The following is a 15226-nucleotide window of genomic DNA, read 5'->3' as shown; positions in this document are numbered from 1 at the left end:
AGCGATGAGGAAGAGCCACCCCATTCGGCGGGTCGTGCTGGCCACGGCCGCCACCGTGTCCGGTGTCGTGCTGCTGCTGTCGCTGAAGCCCGCCTCGGATCCGGCGGCCGCTTCGGCGGCGGGCGCGGCACCGCAGCAGACGGCGGCGGCGCAGGAGTCACCGCAGGGCGGGGCGCAGGCCGCCGGGACCGGCACGGTGACCGGAGACGCGGCGCAGACCCAGTACGGAGCCGTACAGGTACGGCTGACCGTCGCGGGCGGCAAGATCACGAAGGCGGAGGCGGTCCAGGCGCCCAAGGGCGGGCTCAGCGACCAGAAGACCCAGCTCGCCGTGCCCAAGCTCAACCAGGAGGCCGTGGCGGCGCAGAGTGCGCAGATCGACGCGGTGTCCGGGGCGACGTACACGAGCACGGGGTACAAGAAGTCGCTGCAGTCGGCGCTGGACAAGATGAAGACGTCCTCGGGGTCGTCGTCCGGCTCGTCGTCCGGCTCGTCGTCCGGCTCGTCGTCCGGCTCGTCGTCCGGCTCGTCGTCCGGCTCGTCGTCCGGGTCGGGCGCGGCGCAGGCCCGTACCGTCACGGGCAAGGCCGTCCAGACCCCGTACGGCACGGTCCAGGTCCGGATCACGGTCAGCGACAGGAAGATCACCAAGGCGGACGCGGTCCAGGCGCCCAAGGGCGGACTCAGCGACCAGAAGACCCAGCTCGCCGTGCCCAAGCTCAACCAGGAGGCCGTGGCGGCCGGGACCGCGAACATCGACGCCGTCTCCGGGGCCACCTACACCAGCACCGGCTACAAGCAGTCGCTGCAGTCGGCGCTGGACCAGGCCGGTGGCTGACACGGTGACCGAGCCGGCTGAAGCTCCCGCCGCGGTGCGTCATGCGGAGGAGGTCATGGGGACCGTCTTCTCCTTCGACGTCCGCGGCGGGGAACCCCGTGCGGTACGGCAGGCCCTGGACGAGGCGGTCGCGGGCCTGCACCGGGTCGACGAGCTCTTCTCCACCTACCGCGAGGACAGCGAGGTGTCGCGGCTGGCCCGGGGTGAGCTGACCGTGGCGCAGTGCGCTCCCGAGGTGGCCGAGGTGCTGGAGCTGGCGGCCGAGGCGGAGCGGGTGAGCGAGGGCTGGTTCAGCACCCGGTACCGCGGGTCGCTGGATCCGACCGGGATCGTGAAGGGCTGGTCGGCGGAGCGGGCGGCGCGGCTGCTGGCGGCGGTGGACGGGGTGTGCGGCGTCAGCGTGAACGGGGGCGGTGACGTCCAGATGCTGGGCGCGCCGGAGCCGCAGCGGCCGTGGCGGGTCGGGGTGTCGGATCCGCTCCGCCCCGGCGGGCTGGCGGCGGTGATCTCGGCGGCCGGAGTGGACGAGCTGTCGGTGGCGACGTCCGGCACGGCGGAGCGCGGGGACCACATCGTGGATCCGCGTACCGGCAGGTCCGCGGTGACGGACCTGGTGGCGGTGACCGTGGTGGGGCCCCGGCTGACATGGGTGGACTGCTGGGCCACGGCGGCGTTCGCCATGGGGTCGCGGGCGGGGCTGGCGTGGCTGGAGTCGCTGCCGGACGTGGAGGCGCTGCTCATCACAGCGGGTGACGAGGTGCGATGCACCGGCGGCCTGGCGGCGCGGCTCGGCTGAACTCGGGCCCGGGAACGGGGAATTTTTGACGTTTCTACCAAGTTGCCCCTATTACGCCATCCAACTTCCGCGTTGGGACGTATCCCCTGTGGGGCAAGTTTCAGGAGGAACACATATGGCCATCTTCAGCAGTCTGATGCCGGCGAAGCGCCGCGACCACGGCAATGACTCGTCGGGCCACGACTCTTCGCGGCACGGCAACCGCCACGACCACGGCAGTGGCCACGGCGACCGTCACGGCCACGGCGACCGTAACGGCCACGGCCACGGCCACAACGGCCACTGATCGCACACGGAGGCTGAGCGGACCGGATTCGAGAGGACCCGGTCCGTTTCGCCGATCCCCGAGGAACGCATGCCATGGCGCATGTCCTTCGGCGGCTGCTGTCGGTGGGCGAGACGTCCGACGCCGTGGTGGCGGCCGCGCCCCCGGTGCCCCCGCGCGAGGTGTTCCGGCGGTTCTGGCCGTACACCCGCGGTGGCCGGCGCTGGCTCGTGCCCATCGTGCTCTTCAGCCTGGTCGGCCCCGTCGTCGACGCCGGGGAGATCTGGCTCTTCAAGATCGTCGTGGACGATGTCCTCGTCCCCCGTGATCTGCGGCCGCTCCTGTGGATCGCACCCACCTATCTGGGACTCATCGTCGGTTCCGGCGTGCTGGCCTACGCCGACGACGTGACGTCCACCTGGGTCAGCGAACGCTTCCTGCTCACTCTTCGCTCCGATGTGTTCCGGCACGTCCAAGGGCTGTCGCTCGGATTCTTCGAGCGACGGCGGCTCGGGGACGTGCTCTCGCGTGTCACGGGCGACGTCGACGCGGTCGAGACGTTCCTGCTCTCCGGGGTCGCGGACGGCCTCTACTACGTGATCAGCCTGGGCGTCTTCCTCGGCCTGCTGTTCTACCTGCAGTGGGATCTCACCCTCCTCGCCCTCGTCATCGTGCCGCTGTTCTGGGGCACGGCCCGGCACTTCTCCAAGCTGATCAAGGCGGCCTCCCGGGAGCGCAGGCGCCGTAGCGGCTCGATCAGCGCGATCGCCGAGGAGTCGCTGGGCAACGTCGCGCTGGTGCAGGCGTACAACCGGCAGGGCTGGGAGGAGCAGCGGTTCGAGCGCGAGAACATCGGCAGGTTCCGGGCGGCGATGGCCTCGGCGCGGATCCGTGGCGTCTACGGACCCATCGTCGACGTCATCGAGGTCGCCGGCGGGCTCGCGGTCATGGGTCTGGGCACCTGGAAGCTGGCCCAGGGCCAGCTCACGCTGGGCGGGCTGCTGGTCTTCCTGGCGCTGATCAGCAAGCTCTACAGCCCGGTCCGCAGCCTGTCCCGCCTCGGCACCACCTTCTACGCGGCGTCCGCCTCGGCGGAACGGATCATCGAGCTGCTGGACCAGCAGCCGCAGGTGACCGAGGCCGCGGGCGCCCGGCGGACCGGCCGGGCCCGCGGTGACGTGGAGTTCGACGGCGTCTGGTTCCGCTATCCGGGCATCCCGTCCTGGGCGCTGTCGGACGTGTCCTTCCACGTGGCACCCGGGGAGACGCTGGCACTGGTCGGGGCCAGCGGGGCCGGCAAGTCCACCGTCGCGAAACTGCAGTTGCGCTTCTACGACCCCGACCGGGGAGCGGTCCGCCTCGACGGGGCCGATCTGCGCACCCTGCGCCTGGCCGACGTACGGGAGAACGTCGCGGTGGTGCTGCAGGAGACGCTCGTCTTCCACGGCACCGTGCGGGAGAACATCGCGTACGGCCGGCCGGAGGCGACGGAGGCGGACATCCTGGCGGCGGCGCGCGCCGCTGACGCCCACGAGTTCGTCGAGGCGCTCCCGGACGGCTACGACACGCTGGTCGGCCAGCGCGGCCGGACGCTCTCCGGCGGACAGCGCCAGCGCCTGGCCATCGCCCGCGCGATGATCAGGGACGCGCCCGTGCTGCTGCTGGACGAGCCGACCACCGGACTCGACGTCCGGTCGGGCCGACGGATCATGGACCCGCTGCGCCGGCTCATGGCCGGGCGGACGACCGTCGTCATCTCCCACAACCTGCTGACCGTGCGCGACGCCACGCACATCGTGGTGCTGGACGGCGGCCGGGTGGTCGAGCACGGCACCCACGACGACCTGCTGCGGCGCGGCGGGACGTACGCCCGGCTCCACCGGCTGCACGCGCCGGAGGGGAGCGTCCTGTCGTGAGCGACCCCGCCCCGCCTCCCCTCGCACCGGGCGCGAGACCGGCCCCGGGCTACGAGGTCCTGGCGCATCTGACCCGCACCGGCTGGCTCGACGTCTACGACGCCTGGAGCGAGGAGCGGGCCTGCCGTTGCGTGATCAAGGCGGTGCGTCCCGACCGGCTGGGCGACGACCGGCTGCGCGCGCGGCTGCTGCGGGAAGGCCGGTGGCTGCGCGAGTTCACCCATCCCCACCTGGTGCGCGGCTACGAGATCTTCGAGTCGCCAGAGCCGCTCGTCGTCCTGGAGACGCTGACCGGTGAGACCCTGTCCCACCTGATCGGCCGGTTGCCGCGGCGGCCGGCCGCCGCCGACGTGGCAGTCCTCGGGGTGCAGCTGTGTTCCGCGGTGCACTACCTGCACGGGCAGGGCCTGCTGCACCTGGACCTCAAGCCGTCGAACGTGGTGGTGGACTGCGGCCATGCGAAGGTGCTGGACCTGAGCCTCGCGCGGCCGCCCGGCAACGCGCCGGCGGGCCTGGGCACGCTCTGCTACCTCGCTCCGGAACAGGCCCGCGGCGGGCTGCTCACGGCCGCGGCCGACGTGTGGGGCATCGGCATCACGCTGTACGAGGTCGCCTGCGGTGACGTGCCGTTCGACTGCGGCGGGGCTGTGGACCAGTCCTGCGAGGGACAGCGGGCGGACCGCTGTCCACAGCTGGAGCGGAGCGCGCCGGCCGTCACGGCCCGGCGGCGTCTGCCGGCCGCTCTCGCCGCCGCCGTCGACGGCTGTCTGCGGCCAGACCCGACGTCCCGGCCCACCGTCGCCGAACTGGCCGCCGTCCTCGACGCGACGGCGCCCGGTCCCCGGCGCCACACCACGCGCGCCTGAGGCCGTCCGGGGTGGGCCGGGTTCACGCCTCCTGGGGGGTCTGGACCTGGCCGACTTGCAGGTCGGCCGTGGCGAGGACGGTGCCGTCGGAGGAGGTCAGGCGGGCGCCCGTGACCGCCGCGGGGTCGACCCGGGTCGCCGCGCCCCAGTGGCCCTCGCCGTCACGCAGGGCGAAGTCACCGACATGGGTGGTGGTGCCGTCCGGATGCTCCAGGAGACAGGTGACCTTGCCGGTGTACGAGGCGTGGGTGCCGGTGAGATCGACGGACATGAAGACCCAGCCGGGGGGCCCGGGGTGGGCGTAGACCTCACCGGCCGACCCGTCGACCCCGTGGGACGAGGTCAGGTCCCCGATCAGGACGGGCTCGGTCTCGACGGCGGGGGCCGGCGAGGCCGTGATCGCCTCGACGGCGGTGCCGATCCCCCAACCCGCGAATCCGCAGGCGATGGCGAGCGCGGCCACGGCGGAGGCCAGCCGCAGCCGGGCCCGGCGGGCGCGGCCGCGGAAACCCTTGCGCTCGCCTGCCGACACGTGCGCGTGCGCGCGACCCTCGGGCGCGGAAGCGGCGCGGGTCAGTCCGCGCGCCATCCGGGTCTCGAACCCGTTCGGCGGCTCGGCCGGCGGCAGCAGGCCGAGCAGCCTGTCGCCGACGAGCGTCATGTGCTCGACGTACTCCCGGCAGGCCGCGCACCGCTCCAGGTGCTCGACCGCTTCGGCCCGCTGACGCCCGGGCAGCACGCCGAGTGCCAGCTCGGCGCCGCTCTCCCGGAGCTTCTCGCAGGTCACGTCACTGGCCATGGTCGCCTCGCTTCGGAGACGTGAGCGTGTTCCGCAGCTTTGCCATCGCGGTTCTGATCCGCGTCTTGGCGGTCCCCAGCGGGATCTTCTCCCAGTCGGCGATCTGCTGGGCCGTCATTCCGTAGATGCCCGCCATCACCAGGGCACGACCCTGTTCCCGCGGCAGTTCCGCCACGGCGGCCCGCAGCCGGGCCGAGGCCTCGTCGGCCAGCGCCCACTGCTCGGGCGTCTCGCTGACGACGTCGAGGAGCACGTCGAGGTCCTCCGGCGCCATCGGCTCGCTCCGCCGGGACCGGAGTGCGTCCACGGCGAGGTTGTGCGCGATGGTCGTCAGCCAGGTCGCCACCGAGCCACGGCGCGGGTCGTAGATCTGGGCATGACGCCACGCGCGCTCGAACGTCTGCTGGGCGATGTCCTCGGCGAGCTGCGGGTCCCCGGTGACGGCGATGGCGACACCGAAGACCGTGTGCTGGAACCTCCGTACAAAGGTGGCGGCGAGTTCCGGATCACCGGTGGCCAGCCCGGACAGCAGAGCCTCGTCCGGGAGCCGGCCCACCGGGAACCGAATCCCTTGCATACCTCCATATACGGTCCGCCCCCGCCAGGAGATTGCCCGGCCTGCGCGACGGAAGATCACATTCCTATTCTCCGCCCGTAGCCCCGGCGGCGCCCGTCAGTGGCCGTTCTGGGCCAGCCGCAGGAGGTGGTCCGCCAGCGCCTGCCCGCCGCTGGGATCCCGGCTGATCAGGAGCAGCGTGTCGTCGCCCGCGATGGTGCCGAGGATGTCGTGCAGCTCGGCCTGGTCGATGGCGGAGGCGAGGAACTGGGCGGCCCCCGGAGGGGTCCGCAGGACCACGAGGTTGGCGGAGGCCTCGGCGGAGATCAGCAGCTCCTGGGACAGGCGCCGCATCCGCTCCTCCTTCGCCGACTCCCCGAGCGGCGCCCGGGGCGTGCGGAAGCCGCCCTCGCTCGGCACCGCGTAGATCAGGTCGCCGTCGTTGTTGCGGATCTTGACCGCGTTCAGCTCGTCGAGGTCCCGCGACAGCGTCGCCTGGGTCACGCTCAGCCCGTCGTCGGCGAGGAGCTTCGCCAGCTGGCTCTGCGACCGCACCGGCTGCCGGTTGAGGATGTCCACGATCCGGCGGTGCCGTGCGGTGCGGGTCTGCGGCACGGCGGGCCCGGCGCCCGCCGCGTGCTCGTGGTCCTGCGCCTGGCTCATCGTCGTCTCATTCTCCGGATCGTCCGTCCCCGTTCGCCGGGCTCGCTGCGTCGAGGATGCCGGGCAGCGCCCGGAGGAAGGCGCCTGTCTCGTCGTCGCTCAGGTTCAGCGGCGGCATGAGCCGCACGACGTCGGGAGCGGGCGCGTTCACCAGGAACCCGGCCTCCTGGGCCGCCTGCTGCACCTGCGGTGCGAGCGGCCCGGTGAGCACGATACCCAGCAGGAGGCCCGCGCCCCGGACATAATCGATCAACGGGTGGCGTGACCCGTCGCAGGCACTCTCGATTCCCTCACGCAGCGCGCCGCTCTGCCGCTTCACGTTCTCCAGCAGCCCCTCGTCCGCGATGGCGTCGAGGACGGCGAGCCCCGCGGCACAGGCGACCGGGTTGCCGCCGAAGGTCGTACCGTGCTGGCCGGGCTGCAGCAGGTCGGCAGCGCGCCCGAAGGCCACGGTGGCGCCGAGCGGCAGCCCGCCGCCGAGCCCCTTGGCGAGCGTGACGACGTCGGGCAGGACGCCCTCGTGCGCCTGGTACTCGAACCAGTTGCCGGTACGGCCGATGCCGGTCTGCACCTCGTCCAGGACGAGCAGCGCCCCGGTGGCCGCGGTGATCGCCCGGGCCGCCTTCAGATACTCGGACGGAGGCACCACGACCCCGTTCTCGCCCTGGATCGGCTCGATGATGACGAGCGCCGTGTCCTCGGTGACCGCCGCGGCCAGCGCCTGGGCGTCGCCGTAGGGCACGTGGGTGACGTCGCCGGGGAGCGGCAGGAACGGCGCCTGCTTGCCGGGCTGGCCGGTGAGCGAGAGAGCGCCCATGGTGCGGCCGTGGAAGCCGCCGGTGGTCGCCACCATGTGGGTGCGCCCGGTCAGCCGGCCGATCTTGAAGGCGCCCTCGTTGGCCTCGGCGCCCGAGTTGCAGAAGAAGACCTTGCCGTCCCGGCCGAAGTGCTGGAGGAGGCGTTCGGCGAGGGCGACGGGCGGCTCGGCGATGAACAGGTTGGAGACGTGCCCGAGGGAGGCGATCTGGCGGCTGACCGCCTCCACGACGGCCGGGTGGGCGTGGCCGAGCGCGTTGACCGCGATACCGCCGACGAAGTCCAGGTACTGCTTGCCGTCGGCGTCCCACAGCCTGGTGCCCTCGCCGCGCACGAGGGGCAGTCGGGGGGTGCCGTAGTTGTTCATGAGCGCGCCCTGCCAGCGCGCGGTCAGTTCTGCGTTGGTCGCGGTACCCGTCACGACTGTTCCTCCTCGGCTTCGTCGGGCACGACCATCGTGCCGATGCCCTCGTCGGTGAAGATCTCCAGCAGGATCGAGTGCTGCACCCGGCCGTCGATGACGCGGGCGGTGGTGACGCCGTTGCGCACGGCGTGCAGGCAGCCCTCCATCTTCGGCACCATGCCCAAGGACAGCTCCGGCAGCAGTTTCTCCAGCTCGGACGCGGTGAGGCGGCTGATCACCTCGTCGGAGTTCGGCCAGTCCTCGTAGAGGCCCTCGACGTCGGTGAGGACCATGAGGGTCTCGGCCCCCAGTGCCGCAGCGAGTGCCGCAGCCGCCGTATCAGCATTGACGTTGTAGACATGTCCGTCGTCCTGGCTGCGAGCGATCGACGAGACGACCGGGATCCGGCCGTCGGCGAGCAGTGCCTCGATCGCGCCCGTGTCGGTCTCGGTGATCTCGCCCACCCGCCCGATGTCGACCAGTTCGCCGTCGATCTCGGGCTGGTGCTTGGTGGCGGTGATGGTGTGGGCGTCCTCGCCCGTCAGGCCCACGGCGAGCGGACCGTGCTGGTTGAGCAGCCCGACCAGCTCGCGCTGCACCTGCCCGGCCAGCACCATCCGTACGACGTCCATGGCGTCCTCGGTGGTGACCCTGAGGCCCGCCTTGAACTCGCTGACGATGCCGTGCCGGTCGAGGGCGGCGCTGATCTGGGGGCCGCCGCCGTGCACCACGACCGGCTTGAGGCCGGCGTGCCGCAGGAAGACGACGTCCTGGGCGAAGGCCGCCTTCAGTTCCTCGTTCACCATGGCGTTGCCGCCGAACTTGATGACGACGATCTTGCCGTGGTGCCGGGTCAGCCAGGGCAGCGCCTCGATGAGGGTCTGGGCCTTGGGCAGGGCGGTGTGCTTACGCGTCGTTCCGGTGCTCATGAGCTGTAGGCGCTGTTCTCGTGGACGTAGTCGGCGGTGAGGTCGTTGGTCCAGATGGTGGCGGTCTCGGAGCCTGCCGCGAGGTCCGCCACGATGTGGACCTCGCGGTAGCGCATGTCGACCAGCTCGCGGTCCTCGCCGACGCCGCCGTTCTTGCACACCCAGACGCCGTTGATGGCGACGTTCAGCTGGTCCGGCTCGAAGGCGGCCTTCGTCGTGCCGATCGCGGACAGGACGCGGCCCCAGTTGGGGTCCTCGCCGTGGATCGCGCACTTGAGGAGGTTGTTGCGCGCGATGGAGCGGCCCACCTCGACGGCGTCCTCCTCGGAAGCGGCGTTGATCACCTCGACCTTGATGTCCTTGCTGGCGCCCTCGGCGTCCCGGATCAACTGCTGGCCGAGGTCGTCGCAGACCTGGCGTACGGCTTCGGCGAACTCGTCGTAGTCCGGGCTGATGCCGGAGGAGCCGGAGGCGAGCAGCAGCACCGTGTCGTTGGTGGACATGCAGCCGTCGGAGTCGACGCGGTCGAAGGTGACCTTCGTGGCCGCGCGGAGCGCCCGGTCCAGCACCGCGTCGTCGAGGTCGGCGTCGGTGGTGAGGACGACCAGCATGGTGGCCAGGCCCGGCGCGAGCATGCCCGCGCCCTTGGCCATGCCGCCGACGGTCCAGCCGTCCCTGGTCGCCACGGAGGTCTTGTGGACGGTGTCGGTGGTCTTGATGGCGATGGCGGCCTTCTCGCCGCCGTGCTCGGAGAGCTGGGCCGCGGCCGTCTCGACGCCCGGGAGCAGCTTGTCCATGGGCAGCAGGACGCCGATGAGGCCGGTGGAACAGACGGCGACCTCGATGGCGCCCCGGCCGAGCACCTCGGCCGCCTTCTCGGCGGTGGCGTGCGTGTCCTGGAAGCCCTTGGGGCCCGTGCAGGCGTTGGCGCCGCCGGAGTTGAGGACCACGGCCGACACCTGGCCGCTCTTGAGGACCTGCTCGGACCAGAGCACCGGCGCGGCCTTCACACGGTTGGAGGTGAAGACGCCCGCGGCGGCACGGCGCGGCCCGTTGTTGACCACGAGGGCCAGGTCCGGGTTGCCGTTCTCCTTGATCCCGGCGGCGATGCCCGCCGCCTGGAATCCCTTGGCTGCCGTGACACTCACGGTGCGACTCCGATCGTGGAAAGCCCGGTGGTCTCGTCGAGACCCAGGGCGATGTTCATGCTCTGTACGGCACCGCCCGCGGTGCCCTTGGCCAGGTTGTCGATGGTGCTGATCGCGATGATGCGGCCCGCCGACTCGTCGTACGCGACCTGCACCTGAACGGCGTTGGAACCGTAGACGGACGCCGTGGCGGGCCACTGTCCCTCGGGGAGCAGGTGGACGAACGGCTCGTCGGCGTAGGCCTTCTCGTAGGCGGCGCGCACGGACTCGCCGGTGACCCCGTCCCGGGCGGACGCGCTGCACGTGGCGAGGATGCCGCGGGGCATCGGCGCGAGGGTCGGCGTGAAGGAGACGGAGATCCGCTCGCCGGCCACCCCGCTGAGGTTCTGGATCATCTCGGGGGTGTGCCGGTGGCCGCCGCCGACGCCGTACGGCGACATGGAGCCCATGACCTCGCTGCCGAGCAGGTGGGGCCTCGGCGCCTTGCCCGCGCCGGAGGTGCCGGACGCGGCGACGATCACCGCCTCGGGCTCGGCGAGTCCGGCGGCGTAGCACGGGAACAGGGCGAGCGTGACGGCGGTCGGGTAGCAACCGGGCACCGCGATGCGCTTGGACCCCTCCAGCGCGGCGCGGGCACCCGGAAGTTCGGGAAGGCCGTAGGGCCAGGTACCGGCGTGCGGGGAGCCGTAGAACTTCTCCCAGTCGGCCGGGTCCGCGAGTCGGAAGTCTGCGCCCATGTCGACGACGAGCACGTCCGGGCCGAGCTGCTCGGCGACGGCGGCGGACTGCCCGTGCGGCAGCGCCAGGAAGACGACATCGTGCCCGGCGAGTGCCTCGGCCGTGGTCTCGGTCAGCACACGGTCGGCCAGCGGCAGCAGATGCGGCTGGAGCGCGCCGAGCCGCTGGCCGGCGTTGGAGTTGCCGGTCAGGGCACCGATCTCGACCTCGGGGTGCGCGAGGAGCAGGCGCAGGACCTCTCCGCCCGCGTATCCGCTCGCTCCGGCCACCGCCGCACGTACCGCCATGTCCACCCTCCTCTGGATGGCATGACTATACGTTTCGATGCACGTTTATGCAATCGACCTGGGCAGCATGACCCAGCGGGACACGACGAACGTGACCGGGATGGCGGCAGCCGAGGCGAGCAGCGGGGCGAAGCGGCTGCCGGCGTGCAGGACGTCGACGATCACGTACACCCCGGCCGTCGTGATCAGGAAATTGGTGGCGTTGGTCAGCGGGAACAGCAGGAATTTCCGCCAGGTGGGCCGCGTCCGGTAGGTGAAGCGCGCGTTGAGGAAAAAGGATCCGATCATGCTGAGCAGAAAGGCCAGAATATGCGCGGCCAGATAGGGGAGCCGCATGAGGAACAACAGGTAGAGACAGTAATAGGCAGCGGTGTTGATCACGCCGACCACCGCAAAGGTGACGATCTGTCGCTTCAAGGAATGAGGTCTTTCGTCCGTTCCACGTTGGTCGCCTTCACCAGGAAGTGCGGGCGCCCCTTCACCTCGTAGTAGATGCGGCCGGTGTACTCCCCGATGACTCCCAGCATGACCATCTGTACGCCGGCGAGGGCGGTGACGGCGGTGATGATGGTCACATAGCCGGGCGTCTGGACCCCGTTGACGAGCGCGGCGCCCACGATCCAGGCGGTGTACAGCCCGGCGCACAGCAGCAGGCCCATGCCGAGCCAGAGGGCGGCGCGCAGCGGCCGGTTGTTGAAGGAGAGCAGGCCGTCGAGGCCGTAGTTGAGCAGGCTGCGGAAGGACCAGGAGCTGCTGCCGGCCTCGCGTGTGGCGTTCTCGTACTCGAAGGTGGTACCCGGGAAGCCGACCCAGGCGAACAGGCCCTTGGAGAAGCGGTTGTACTCGGTGAGGTTCAGGACCGCGTCCACCACGCGGCGCGACAGCAGGCGGAAGTCGCCCACGCCGTCGACGAGTTCGACGTCGACCAGGCGGTTGATGAGCCGGTAGTACAGGCGGGCGGTGACGGTGCGGCTGAGGCGGTCGCCGGTGCGGCTGCGCCTGGCGATGACCTGGTCGTAGCCCTGGCCGCGCAGCTGAACCATCCGCTTGATCAGCTCGGGCGGGTGCTGGAGATCGGCGTCCATGACGACGACCGAGTCACCCGAGGCGTGCCTGAGGCCCGCGAGCAGGGCCGCCTCCTTGCCGAAGTTGCGGCTGAAGGAGACGTACCGCACCCGCGAGTCGCAGTCGGCGAGGTGCCCCAGCACGGCGAGCGTGCGGTCGCGGCTGCCGTCGTCGACGTACACGAACTCCATGTCGTGGCCGAGCGGCAGCAGCTCGTCCGCGACCTTCTGGACCTCCTCGTGGAAGCGTCCGAGGACGTCTTCCTCGTTGTAGCAGGGCGCGACGATCGATATCAGCATGGCGGTCCCCCAGGGGCGCGGTCAGAGGGCGGTGGTCACGCGCTCGCGCGGTGGTGTGGTCGTGGACGGTGCCGGGGCGCGTCTGCGGCGCACGGCGGTGAGGGCGCCGAGCAGGGCGAGCGTGAGCAGCGAAGCGCCCCCGACGGCCGTGCCCAGTCGCAGGCCGGGCGGGTGGAAGGTGCAGGTCAGCGAGGTCGAGGTCCCGGCGGTGCCGTCCAGGGGTACGGCGATCAGCCCGTGGTACTCCCCCGCCGGCCGGGCCGGGCCGTCGCCGGTGGCGCACCGCCAGCCGGCGGTCCGGGGCGCGGCGACGACCGCGATCCCCTTGCTGCCCGCGGGCAGCCGGGCCCGGACGGTGCCGTCGGAGACGGTCACCTCGGTGGCGCCGGTGGCCTTCAGGCGGGCGGCCGCGGTGCGCAGGCGTGCGGTGTCCAGGCACCCGATCGCACCGCCCGGGATGCGGCCGGGCCGGTCCGGGGCCAGCTCGATGCGCAGCCGGCCGGACGCCGGGGCGGGGCCGAGCGGCTCCATGGCGGCGCGGCCCCGCGGGAATTCGAAGCGGAAGCGGGCGTCGGTGCCGGCGCCGTACTGCCGTGCCGTGCCCGAGTAGTGCGGGGCCCACAGGTAGACCTGGGTCCCGGCCGGGCAGTGGGCCGTGACCGTCGGGCTCGTCACGGCGTTCCCGGAGCCGACCCGGCCTCCCCGGGCCGGCCTTCCGGTGTCGCCGTGCACGGCGAGGCGGGGCACGGTGTAGACGCGGCTGCCGAGCAGCAGCTCCTGGTTGCGGTACGGCGACGGCCCGAAGGCGGCCCGGTCGGGGGCGGTCCGTACGGTCACCAGCGGCGGCACGTCCCGCCGGGTCACGGTCACCCGGTCGCCGTCCCGCGGCAGGTGCTTCTGGTGCGGGTCCGGCGGCGAGTGGACCCGGGCGCCGACCGAGAAGATCACGTCGGTGACGGCGTTGTCCAGGCTCTGCACGCTGCGGCCGCGCGAGGTCCAGCCGTCGCCGAGCGCGGTGAGCGTACGGCTGAGGACGTCGGAGGTCAGGCTGCTGTAGTACTGGGCGCCCTGGCCGCCCACCAGCATCGGGTCGTTGCCGACGGTCTGCTCGCGTCCGGGGTCGGTCCGGTACCGGGGCCAGCCGTCGGCCTCCGCGAGCGCGTCCGCCTGCCGCTGCTGCCGCTGCCCCCAGGGCGCGTAGTCGTCCAGGTGCGCGAGGCGCAGCCGGGTGGCGACGGCGGCGGTGGCGGCCGTCTCGCCGAGCTGCGCACCGAGCAGGAGGACGACGGCCAGGCCGGCCAGCCGGGTGCGCTGCCCGGCGTCGGCGCGGCCGAGCAGGGTCAGTCCACCGAGGGCGCCGGCGGTGGCCAGGAGCAGCACCGGCCAGGCGAAGGGCCGTACCAGGTCGCTGCGGCTCGCCACGAGGGTGATCAGGGCGAGGAGCCCGGCCGCCGCCGTGAGCGCGCGCCGGTCGGGCGGGCCGTACGACAGCGCGTGCCAGGCGGCGATCACCAGCAGCCCGCACAGCACGAAGGCCTGGCGGTAGGGGCTGCCCTGCGGGGTGGCGAAGGCGTGCCAGACCAGATGGGTCGGCGCCCACTGCAGCGACAGGGTCACCACGAGGACGAGGAGCGTCCAGCCCGTGCGCACCCGGACGGGGACCGCGCGGTGGAACGGCAGGGCGAGGGCGAGCAGCAGGGCCGTGACGCCCACGTAGACGGCCGGGGAGCCGAAGCCGTACGTCGCCGGCAGCAGCCGGGCCAGCAGGTGCTCGCTCGCCACCGGGGCGAACTGGCGGACACGGCCCGGGTAGGCGTGCTTGGTGCCGAAGTAGATGACCGTCACCAGCGGGGCGGCGAGGCCCACGCCGAGGACGACGGTGAGCGCGCCGCGGCCGGCCGCGGCGAGGGCCCGCCGGCGGGGCAGGTCCGCCAGCAGCAGCCGGAGCAGCAGGACCAGGGCGGCGCCGAGGGTGGCCATGTAGGCGGTGTAGAAGTTGGCGGTCCAGGCGAGGGCGACGACGAGGACGCCGAGGTGCCGGCGGCGCCCGGCGAGGGCCCACTCGCCGACCAGGCAGAGCAGCGGCAGGGCGATGAGGCCGTCCAGCCACATCGGGTTGTAGGAGGCGTCGGCGACGCTCCAGCCGCACAGGGCGTAGGAGGCGCCGAGCAGGCCGGCCGCCCACCAGCGGCCAGGGGGTCGCAGGGTGAGCAGCAGGCAGGCCATGACGGCCGCGGCGGCCGCGGTCTTCAGCCCGGTGACGACATACACCGCGAGGTCGATCTCGTCCCGCGGGAAGAGGGCCACGAGCGGCGCGAACGGGCTGCCGAGGTAGGTGCCGAGGTCGGGCAGGAAGCTGGAGCCGTAGCCGGACTGCCAGTTGACGAGGAGGCCGCCGTCGGCCCTGCCGTGCAGCAGGTCCCACAGGTGGGCGTGGAAGGGCACGTACTGGTTGCCCAGGTCGTTGACGCTGCGGGTGCGGGGGCCGAACGGGTAGCTGCGGGCCAGGGCGTCGGCGGCGCAGAACGCCGTGATCGTGACGGCCGCGGCGAGCAGGGCGGCGGCCCGCCTCGGTCGGGACATCTCTTTCACACCCTGTTCCTGTCCGGGTGCCGCCGCGCGCTGCCATGCAATTTCGGCGCTCCTCCCACGGAATGTATGCCTCGTCGATTCGCCGTCTTAGACGGGACACGTTTCCTGTTGGTTGTGCGCTCACCGAAAAGTGAGGTCACTTCTTCCGAATACGGGAAACACCGTGTGAATTTCATGACGGCCAGGAAAACAAATGCTTTCCGGCCGGTGTTTTCAGGGTGAACCGGGCAACGCTTGACCTGGAGCGCAC

15 protein-coding genes are annotated in these 15226 nt (G+C 72.0%); 5 read left to right on the top strand and 10 right to left on the bottom strand.

Annotation, left to right across the window (positions count from 1 at the left end; genetic code table 11):
* The first annotated feature begins 4 nt into the window (after positions 1-4).
* The 5 genes from ACWC5O_RS29870 (at position 5) to ACWC5O_RS29850 (ending at position 4681) form a co-directional block, all read left to right on the top strand.
* The gene (locus ACWC5O_RS29870) at positions 5-838 is read left to right on the top strand and encodes an FMN-binding protein (protein ID WP_450781105.1); all 834 of its coding nucleotides are present in this window, start codon (positions 5-7) and stop codon (positions 836-838) included.
* 55 nt (positions 839-893) lie between these two features.
* Positions 894-1634, top strand: a complete 741-nt coding sequence (locus tag ACWC5O_RS29865) for an FAD:protein FMN transferase (RefSeq protein WP_450584246.1) — start codon at positions 894-896, stop codon at positions 1632-1634.
* 115 nt (positions 1635-1749) lie between these two features.
* Positions 1750-1920 carry a hypothetical protein gene (locus ACWC5O_RS29860; RefSeq protein ID WP_450584248.1) on the top strand — a complete coding sequence of 57 codons (171 nt, stop codon included), beginning with the start codon at positions 1750-1752 and terminating at the stop codon, positions 1918-1920.
* Positions 1921-1994: 74 nt separating this feature from the next.
* The gene (locus tag ACWC5O_RS29855; protein WP_450584249.1) at positions 1995-3815 is read left to right on the top strand and encodes an ABC transporter ATP-binding protein; all 1821 of its coding nucleotides are present in this window, start codon (positions 1995-1997) and stop codon (positions 3813-3815) included.
* On the top strand, positions 3812-4681 hold the full coding sequence (locus ACWC5O_RS29850) for a serine/threonine-protein kinase (protein WP_450584251.1): 870 nt from the start codon (positions 3812-3814) through the stop codon (positions 4679-4681). The genes ACWC5O_RS29855 and ACWC5O_RS29850 overlap by 4 nt, the downstream gene beginning before the upstream one ends.
* A gap of 22 nt (positions 4682-4703) precedes the next feature.
* Here ACWC5O_RS29850 and ACWC5O_RS29845 read toward each other — a convergent pair whose 3' ends face one another.
* The 10 genes from ACWC5O_RS29845 to ACWC5O_RS29800 all read right to left on the bottom strand — a co-directional run bounded on the left by ACWC5O_RS29845 (position 4704) and on the right by ACWC5O_RS29800 (position 14967).
* Positions 4704-5480: a hypothetical protein gene (locus ACWC5O_RS29845; protein ID WP_450584252.1), complete on the bottom strand. Its 777-nt coding sequence runs from the start codon at positions 5478-5480 to the stop codon at positions 4704-4706.
* Positions 5470-6057, bottom strand: a complete 588-nt coding sequence (locus tag ACWC5O_RS29840) for an RNA polymerase sigma factor (RefSeq protein ID WP_094216895.1) — start codon at positions 6055-6057, stop codon at positions 5470-5472. The genes ACWC5O_RS29845 and ACWC5O_RS29840 overlap by 11 nt, the downstream gene beginning before the upstream one ends.
* Positions 6058-6153: 96 nt before the next feature.
* On the bottom strand, positions 6154-6699 hold the full coding sequence (locus ACWC5O_RS29835; protein WP_393475942.1) for an arginine repressor: 546 nt from the start codon (positions 6697-6699) through the stop codon (positions 6154-6156).
* A gap of 7 nt (positions 6700-6706) precedes the next feature.
* The gene (locus tag ACWC5O_RS29830) at positions 6707-7936 is read right to left on the bottom strand and encodes an acetylornithine transaminase (protein WP_450584254.1); all 1230 of its coding nucleotides are present in this window, start codon (positions 7934-7936) and stop codon (positions 6707-6709) included.
* The gene (gene argB, locus ACWC5O_RS29825; protein ID WP_450584256.1) at positions 7933-8847 is read right to left on the bottom strand and encodes an acetylglutamate kinase; all 915 of its coding nucleotides are present in this window, start codon (positions 8845-8847) and stop codon (positions 7933-7935) included. Before argB ends, ACWC5O_RS29830 begins: the two co-directional genes overlap by 4 nt.
* On the bottom strand, positions 8844-9995 hold the full coding sequence (gene argJ, locus ACWC5O_RS29820; protein ID WP_450584258.1) for a bifunctional glutamate N-acetyltransferase/amino-acid acetyltransferase ArgJ: 1152 nt from the start codon (positions 9993-9995) through the stop codon (positions 8844-8846). Before argJ ends, argB begins: the two co-directional genes overlap by 4 nt.
* Positions 9992-11020: an N-acetyl-gamma-glutamyl-phosphate reductase gene (gene argC, locus ACWC5O_RS29815; RefSeq protein WP_450584260.1), complete on the bottom strand. Its 1029-nt coding sequence runs from the start codon at positions 11018-11020 to the stop codon at positions 9992-9994. Before argC ends, argJ begins: the two co-directional genes overlap by 4 nt.
* A gap of 45 nt (positions 11021-11065) precedes the next feature.
* Complete coding sequence (locus ACWC5O_RS29810; protein WP_450584261.1) at positions 11066-11437, bottom strand: GtrA family protein; 372 nt, start codon at positions 11435-11437, stop codon at positions 11066-11068.
* Positions 11434-12384, bottom strand: coding sequence for a glycosyltransferase family 2 protein (locus ACWC5O_RS29805; RefSeq protein ID WP_450584263.1), 951 nt, complete (start codon positions 12382-12384; stop codon positions 11434-11436). Before ACWC5O_RS29805 ends, ACWC5O_RS29810 begins: the two co-directional genes overlap by 4 nt.
* A gap of 21 nt (positions 12385-12405) precedes the next feature.
* On the bottom strand, positions 12406-14967 hold the full coding sequence (locus tag ACWC5O_RS29800; protein ID WP_450584264.1) for a YfhO family protein: 2562 nt from the start codon (positions 14965-14967) through the stop codon (positions 12406-12408).
* Positions 14968-15226: the final 259 nt, after the last annotated feature.

The sequence above is a fragment of the Streptomyces sp. NPDC001450 genome (assembly GCF_053597295.1).
Note: the sequence above shows the minus strand (reverse complement) of the source record. Positions and strands in the feature narration are given on the sequence as shown.

Bases quoted from the DNA above. Each gene is read 5' to 3' on its own strand.
- ACWC5O_RS29855 (WP_450584249.1), top strand. From the start codon at position 1,995: ATGGCGCATGTCCTTCGGCGGCTGCTGTCGGTGGGCGAGACGTCCGAC.
- ACWC5O_RS29800 (WP_450584264.1), bottom strand. From the start codon at position 14,967: ATGTCCCGACCGAGGCGGGCCGCCGCCCTGCTCGCCGCGGCCGTCACG.
- ACWC5O_RS29870 (WP_450781105.1), top strand. From the start codon at position 5: ATGAGGAAGAGCCACCCCATTCGGCGGGTCGTGCTGGCCACGGCCGCC.
- argB (WP_450584256.1), bottom strand. From the start codon at position 8,847: ATGAGCACCGGAACGACGCGTAAGCACACCGCCCTGCCCAAGGCCCAG.
- ACWC5O_RS29845 (WP_450584252.1), bottom strand. From the start codon at position 5,480: ATGGCCAGTGACGTGACCTGCGAGAAGCTCCGGGAGAGCGGCGCCGAG.
- ACWC5O_RS29805 (WP_450584263.1), bottom strand. From the start codon at position 12,384: ATGCTGATATCGATCGTCGCGCCCTGCTACAACGAGGAAGACGTCCTC.
- argC (WP_450584260.1), bottom strand. From the start codon at position 11,020: ATGGCGGTACGTGCGGCGGTGGCCGGAGCGAGCGGATACGCGGGCGGA.
- ACWC5O_RS29840 (WP_094216895.1), bottom strand. From the start codon at position 6,057: ATGCAAGGGATTCGGTTCCCGGTGGGCCGGCTCCCGGACGAGGCTCTG.
- ACWC5O_RS29835 (WP_393475942.1), bottom strand. From the start codon at position 6,699: ATGAGCCAGGCGCAGGACCACGAGCACGCGGCGGGCGCCGGGCCCGCC.
- ACWC5O_RS29860 (WP_450584248.1), top strand. From the start codon at position 1,750: ATGGCCATCTTCAGCAGTCTGATGCCGGCGAAGCGCCGCGACCACGGC.
- ACWC5O_RS29865 (WP_450584246.1), top strand. From the start codon at position 894: ATGGGGACCGTCTTCTCCTTCGACGTCCGCGGCGGGGAACCCCGTGCG.